We start from the raw sequence: 4,974 nt of genomic DNA, 5'->3' as shown, positions 1-4,974 counted from the left end.
CGTAACGTCATCCTCAACCTCGCCGACAAATTCCAGGATTTCCTCTGGGCTTTGAGATTTTCGTCCTGTACTTAGGTGGAAATCAAGGGGCAAGTGACTGACCATGCCGACGCAAAAGCCAAAGCGGCGCAGCGTTGGGTCAAGGCGGTTAATCGGCTGGGTCAGCATGGCGCTTGGCGTTATCTGCTGGTCACTGACCCCGGAGTATTAGGGAAGGCGCTGAATGATTACACTGCCGCTCATTGGGATGAAGGGCAGTTTGAATGGGGTATCGCTGGAAGGTGAGGGAGAGGGCAATGACCGCTGATGATGGGATGGTTCGTATCCGTTTCACGCAAAATGGGGTGGAGTGCATTACCGAATCCGCGCTGTTTCTTGAGGACGTGTTGCCGATTTTCATGGCCCGCGCTCCCATTGTGAGTCACCACTTTGAAACCTACATCCCGTCAATAGGTTGGACCGTACTGAGTGACGTGAAGCCCGCTGAGGCAGAATGGATGTTGGGTGAAACTCGGGTTGACCCGCGCACAGGCGTGGCATACACGGCCGCAGGGGTATTAGAGAGCAATTGCTGCCGAATGGTTGATGCTCGCCGGATAGAGGCGGGTCAAAGCATCGTCCGCACCGTGCCCGCGCTGGATTGGGTGCGATGGAGAGGCGAGAGCGTCGCCACTGAATAAAGATGCTATTTCTAAATGAATTAGGCACCCGCTGGCTATAGCGATGCCTTGGCAGAAACGCATCATCAGGGCGGTAAACTCCTTGAACAGAGCATTGCCGGCATTAAGCGTGGTGTAAAATCAGCATTAAATTTTATCTTTAATGCCTAATTTATCTTTCAAGTAAACATCAATTTTATTTTGAACTTTGTAGGGAAGTAACAGATATGTAAATAGTAAAAAGCAGGATGGTGCTATTAAAAATATAATCCATAATCCTAGAAGCGGTAATAACACCATTACCGAAACAATAATTATAATAGGCGAAAATGATTTAACAAATTCCAGGATCATCACTTAATCTCCTCTTGAAGAAGCTCTGATTTCAATCACCCGTTCTTATTAGCGGGTGATTATTTTTGAGTCCAGGACTTTCGCTTTCTGTCATTCCCGCGTAGGCGGGAATCCAGTTAAGCCGCTGAAAAGTTTGGATACCCGCTTTCGCGGGTATGACGGATTTACGAGTTTAGCGAAAGTCCTGGAGTCCAATTTTCCGGTAAAAAATCCATTTTCTACGGCCAAAACCGCGTTTTTAGCCCTTGGGCTACAACCCTGTAGAAAAAATGTAGCACATTTTATGAGGTGTTATTGCAGCGAATCAAAGACCCGGTCGACATTTTCGGCGGCTTGCCCGCAGCCATAGATGATGACTGGATCAAAGACATCGAACAACGGATCGGGCGGCGGGGAACGCTGTTCGCGGGCACTGCCCCGCAAGGATGTGGTGGAAAAGCGGCTGGAGGCGCGGTAGGGCAAGGTAGAGCGGGCATCCTGCCCGGTTGCAGCGCTCAAAAAAACGTCTTCAAGTCCATCCCGGTGTACAAACCGGCTACTTGCTCGGCATAACCGTTAAACGGCAGCGTCTCGCGGCGGAACAGGTCGCCGACCCGCCGTTCCTTTTTCTGGCTCCAACGCGGGTGATCCACCGCCGGATTCACATTGGCGTAAAAGCCATATTCGCCGGGGCCGCTAATCGCCCAAGTGGTTTTCGGCTGGGTCTCGGTGAAGCGGATTTTCACGATGGACTTGATGCTCTTAAAGCCGTACTTCCACGGCACCACCAGCCGCAGCGGCGCTCCGTTCTGATTGGGGAGTTCCTTGCCATACAGTCCGGTCGCCAGCAAAGTGAGCGGGTTCATCGCCTCATCCATTCGCAACCCTTCCACATACGGCCAGTCCAGCAAGCGAGTCCGTTGTCCCGGCATTTGCGCGGGATCGAGCAAGGTGGTGAATTCAACATATTTGGCGCTGGCGGTGGGTTGGAAGCGCGGCAGGATCGTGCTGAGCGGAACCCCCAGCCACGGCACTACCATGGACCATGCTTCCACACAGCGCAGCCGGTAAATGCGCTCTTCCGATGGGTGCGGCGCCAGAAAATCCTCCAGCGTGTAGCGGCCCGGTTTCTCACAATGGCCCTCGACTGCGACGAACCATGGTTTGGTTTTCAGGCTGCCGGCATTTTCAGCCGGATCGCTTTTACTGGAACCAAACTCATAAAAATTGTTGTAGGCGGTGATGTCTTTGTAAGGTGTCAGCTTGAGGTCATCGTCAGCAGCTTGGGCCACGGTGCCGCGCATGATCGGCGGCAACAGCGCAGCGGCACCGAACACTGCGGCGGTTTTGAGGAACTCGCGGCGGCGGGCATAGAGTTCGGGCGGGGTGATCTCGGACGGGTGAATATCGGCGGGCTGCTTGATCAACATGGTGCGAGTCTCAATGGTGAGGTTCCGTTGTGACCCGCGCCACTCGCGCGAGTTGCGTTCCCAATCCGTATCTCAACCTAATCTGAGTCGCCGCTGCTTGGCAAAAGACGCATAATTAGGATCAGGACTTTCGCTTTCCGTCATTCCCGCGTCAGCGAGAATCCAGTAAGCCACTAAGAAATTGGATACCCGCTTTCGCAGGTATGACGAATTTAAGGGGCTTGGCGAAAGTCCTGAGTACCGAAAATTTGCCTAAATGGATACGACTGAGATGAATCCACTGGTGGGCTTGATCATGGGATCCACTTCCGATTGGAGTACCTTGGAACACGCAGCGACGACCTTGGATGCGCTGGGCGTACCGCACGAAGTCCGGGTGGTTTCGGCTCACCGCACTCCCGACCTGCTGTTTGAGTACGCGGCTGGCGCTGAGGCGCAGGGGCTGGAAGTCATCATTGCTGGGGCGGGCGGCGCGGCTCATCTGCCGGGCATGGTTGCGGCTAAAACCGTGTTGCCGGTGCTGGGCGTACCGGTGCAATCGCAGGCGCTCAATGGTCTGGATTCACTGCTGTCCATGGTTCAGATGCCGGGCGGCATTCCGGTGGGCACCCTCGCCATCGGTAAGGCCGGCGCGATCAACGCTGCGCTGCTAGCGGCTGCCATGCTCGGCAACAAATACCCGGCTATCCGTGAAGCGGTGCGCGAATTCCGCGCTCGTCAGACCGCAACCGTTTTGAACCAGCCCGATCCGAGGCTCATCTGATGAACGTCGGCATTGTAGGCGGCGGTCAACTGGCGCGGATGTTGGCGCTGGCCGGTTATCCGTTGGGCCTGTGCTTCCAGATTCTTGATCCGGCCACAGACGCTTGCGCTGGTCAGGTCGCCCCCTTGATCCAGGGTGCTTACGACGACGCGACCCGGTTGGAGGCACTCGCCGCATGGGCCGACGTGGTGACCTTCGATTTCGAGAACGTGCCAGCGACAGCCGCCCAAGTATTGGAGCAGCGGGTAGCGGTTTATCCACCTGCCGGGGCGCTGGCAGTGGCGCAGGATCGCGTGGCCGAAAAAACCCTGTTTTGGGAACTGGGTATCCCGACCCCGCCGTTCGCTACCGTGGACTGCTGGGAGGAACTGCCCGGCGCGGTGGTGCAGGTAGAATTGCCGGCGGTGCTGAAAACCCGTCGTTTGGGCTACGACGGCAAGGGTCAACGGGTGATCCGCACTGTGGATGACCTCGAACCCGCTTGGCAGGCGCTCGGCGGCGTCCCGCTGATTCTGGAGGGATTCGTGCCGTTCGAGCGCGAAGTGTCGGTGCTGGCGATACGCAGCAGCAGCGGTGAAATCGCCTGCTATCCGCTGGTGGAAAACCACCATCGCGACGGCATCCTGCGGCTGTCGCGGGCACCGTTTTCGGGACCGGATCTGGAGCGCAAGGGATGGGATTACGCCCAACGGCTGCTGAACCGGCTGGATTATGTCGGGCTGCTGGCGATTGAATTCTTTGTCAAGGATGGGCGCTTAATCGCTAATGAAATGGCTCCGCGTGTTCACAATTCCGGGCACTGGACTCTTGAGGGGGCGGAAACCAGTCAGTTCGAGAATCACCTGCGGGCGATTCTTGGCTTGCCGCTGGGAGCGACCGCTGCGGTCGGCCATTCCGTTATGCTCAACTGTATTGGCGACCTGCCGGAACCAGCGGCGGTGCTGGCCATGCCCGGCGCGCATTACCACGCTTACGGCAAAGCGCCACGCCCCGGACGCAAGGTTGGGCATCTGACGCTGCGGGCCGCTGATCCCGCGGTGCTGGCGCATGGACTGAAACGGTTGTTGCCGCGGGTAGGTCTTGAGGCGGATGCGATTTAGTGGGCAGTCATCACCCTTCACTAAACAAGGAACGATCATGCGGCATTCCATGATTCTCGCCGCTGTGCTGCTGAGTCTGACGGCTCAGGCGCAAGTCTATAAATGGACCGATAGCGACGGGAAAATTCATTATGGCAATCAGCCCCCTGCTGAGGGTCAACCGGCACAGACGCTGGATATTCCATCGCAGCCGACCCCGGAAGGCGGGGTTAATAATGTCCGCTCTCTGGAACGGGCTAAACAGAAATTGCGCGAGTTGCGGGCGACCAGTCGCGGCGTTCCGGTCGGCGAACTGGATCGCCCTGCGTCCCGGAAAAAGAGCAGCAAGACTCAAGAGCCTGTTTACATTGGTTATGAGGATCGAACCAGAATTGACAGTCTCAACAGCGACATTCGGCGCTTGTCCTCCTCGACTATCGGCAACGCCAGCAGCCGCGCCCGCGAAATCCACGCTGCCAAGGATGAACTTCGGCAGATTTACCGCAAATACGGTATCAAGGCGCCATGAGTGGCGCTGTCGCTACCCCGACTTCAAGCTGCTGGCGACCGGAGGCTGGCTGGCGCTGGCGGTGCGGGCGATCTGGGATGGGTCATCGCGAGTGACCGGTAAGGATTCAAGCAAGAATAACGGCTCTTTGGGAATTGCCGGGGTATAAATTCTGTTTAAAAACAGAATGTTGTCGATCATA

At 56.6% G+C, this 4,974-nt stretch carries 6 protein-coding genes and 1 pseudogene; 5 read left to right on the top strand and 2 right to left on the bottom strand.

From position 1 onward, the window contains the following. Positions 1–75: 75 nt before the first annotated feature. Together BN874_RS03845 and BN874_RS03840 are read left to right on the top strand one after the other, a co-directional pair. Positions 76–285, top strand: a pseudogene (locus tag BN874_RS03845) (hypothetical protein); the annotation flags it as partial. A gap of 11 nt (positions 286–296) precedes the next feature. Beyond that, a complete protein-coding gene (locus tag BN874_RS03840) occupies positions 297–680 on the top strand; it encodes a hypothetical protein (RefSeq protein WP_034430946.1) in 384 nt (127 codons plus the stop codon). Positions 681–1,304: 624 nt separating this feature from the next. Here the strand turns inward: BN874_RS03840 and BN874_RS03830 are convergent. Continuing rightward, positions 1,305–1,511, bottom strand: a complete 207-nt coding sequence (locus tag BN874_RS03830; RefSeq protein WP_034430942.1) for a hypothetical protein — start codon at positions 1,509–1,511, stop codon at positions 1,305–1,307. Then, positions 1,508–2,422 carry a protein-methionine-sulfoxide reductase catalytic subunit MsrP gene (gene msrP, locus BN874_RS03825; protein ID WP_034430941.1) on the bottom strand — a complete coding sequence of 305 codons (915 nt, stop codon included), beginning with the start codon at positions 2,420–2,422 and terminating at the stop codon, positions 1,508–1,510. Before msrP ends, BN874_RS03830 begins: the two co-directional genes overlap by 4 nt. A gap of 271 nt (positions 2,423–2,693) precedes the next feature. Here msrP and purE point away from each other — a divergent pair, with 271 nt between their 5' ends. The 3 genes from purE to BN874_RS03810 are packed head-to-tail and all read left to right on the top strand — an operon-like array spanning position 2,694 to position 4,793. Next, positions 2,694–3,185 (top strand): 5-(carboxyamino)imidazole ribonucleotide mutase, encoded by a 492-nt coding sequence (gene purE / locus BN874_RS03820; protein WP_034430939.1) that lies wholly within the window; start codon positions 2,694–2,696, stop codon positions 3,183–3,185. Beyond that, positions 3,185–4,285, top strand: a complete 1,101-nt coding sequence (locus BN874_RS03815) for a 5-(carboxyamino)imidazole ribonucleotide synthase (protein ID WP_034430938.1) — start codon at positions 3,185–3,187, stop codon at positions 4,283–4,285. Before purE ends, BN874_RS03815 begins: the two co-directional genes overlap by 1 nt. A gap of 37 nt (positions 4,286–4,322) precedes the next feature. Next, positions 4,323–4,793, top strand: coding sequence for a DUF4124 domain-containing protein (locus BN874_RS03810; RefSeq protein ID WP_034430937.1), 471 nt, complete (start codon positions 4,323–4,325; stop codon positions 4,791–4,793). The last annotated feature ends 181 nt before the right edge of the window (positions 4,794–4,974 follow it).

Origin of the sequence: Candidatus Contendobacter odensis Run_B_J11, from assembly GCF_000531125.1 — a bacterium.
GTDB classification, from domain to species: Bacteria; Pseudomonadota; Gammaproteobacteria; order Competibacterales; family Competibacteraceae; genus Contendibacter; species Contendibacter odensensis.
This window is presented reverse-complemented; position numbering and strand designations above follow the sequence as displayed.

Excerpts from the sequence above, each read along its gene's own strand:
- BN874_RS03840 (WP_034430946.1), top strand. The coding sequence starts at position 297 with ATGACCGCTGATGATGGGATGGTTCGTATCCGTTTCACGCAAAATGGG.
- msrP (WP_034430941.1), bottom strand. The coding sequence starts at position 2,422 with ATGTTGATCAAGCAGCCCGCCGATATTCACCCGTCCGAGATCACCCCG.
- purE (WP_034430939.1), top strand. The coding sequence starts at position 2,694 with ATGAATCCACTGGTGGGCTTGATCATGGGATCCACTTCCGATTGGAGT.
- BN874_RS03815 (WP_034430938.1), top strand. The coding sequence starts at position 3,185 with ATGAACGTCGGCATTGTAGGCGGCGGTCAACTGGCGCGGATGTTGGCG.
- BN874_RS03810 (WP_034430937.1), top strand. The coding sequence starts at position 4,323 with ATGCGGCATTCCATGATTCTCGCCGCTGTGCTGCTGAGTCTGACGGCT.